Source organism: Pseudomonas sp. Sample_22 (assembly GCF_004307635.1).
Classification (GTDB): domain Bacteria; phylum Pseudomonadota; class Gammaproteobacteria; order Pseudomonadales; family Pseudomonadaceae; genus Aquipseudomonas.
The window spans coordinates 1-890 of record NZ_RCNY01000023.1 but is presented as its reverse complement, the minus strand read 5'-3'; the positions used below and the strand labels follow the sequence as shown (position 1 = coordinate 890).

1 protein-coding gene is annotated in these 890 nt (G+C 56.2%); it reads left to right on the top strand.

The annotated features are described in order from the left end of the window. The coding region (tuf, locus tag D8U73_RS06530; RefSeq protein WP_130904008.1) for an elongation factor Tu at positions 1-890 on the top strand (890 nt) is incomplete at both ends.

The following is an 890-nucleotide window of genomic DNA, read 5'->3' as shown; positions in this document are numbered from 1 at the left end:
CGTCACTACGCTCACGTTGACTGCCCAGGTCACGCTGACTACGTGAAGAACATGATCACCGGTGCTGCCCAGATGGACGGCGCGATCCTGGTTTGCTCGGCCGCCGATGGTCCGATGCCACAAACCCGTGAGCACATCCTGCTGTCCCGTCAGGTAGGCGTTCCGTACATCGTGGTTTTCCTGAACAAGGCTGACCTGGTAGACGACGCTGAGCTGCTGGAACTGGTTGAGATGGAAGTTCGCGACCTGCTGTCCACCTATGACTTCCCAGGCGACGACACTCCGATCATCATCGGTTCTGCTCGTATGGCGCTGGAAGGCAAAGACGACAACGAAATGGGCACCACTGCCGTTCGTAAGCTGGTTGAGACTCTGGACACCTACATCCCAGAGCCAGAGCGTGCTATCGACAAGCCATTCCTGATGCCAATCGAAGACGTATTCTCGATCTCGGGTCGTGGTACTGTTGTGACTGGTCGTATCGAGCGCGGTATCGTTCGCGTTCAAGATGCACTGGAAATCGTTGGTCTGCGTGACACCACCACCACCACCTGCACCGGTGTTGAGATGTTCCGCAAGCTGCTCGACGAAGGTCGTGCTGGCGAGAACTGCGGCGTTCTGCTGCGTGGCACCAAGCGTGACGACGTTGAGCGTGGTCAGGTTCTGGTTAAGCCGGGTTCGGTTAAGCCGCACACCAAGTTCACCGCAGAAGTTTACGTTCTGAGCAAGGAAGAAGGCGGTCGTCACACCCCGTTCTTCAAAGGCTACCGTCCACAGTTCTACTTCCGTACTACTGACGTGACCGGTAACTGCGAGCTGCCAGAAGGCGTTGAAATGGTAATGCCAGGTGACAACATTCAGATGACTGTTACCCTGATCAAAACCATCGC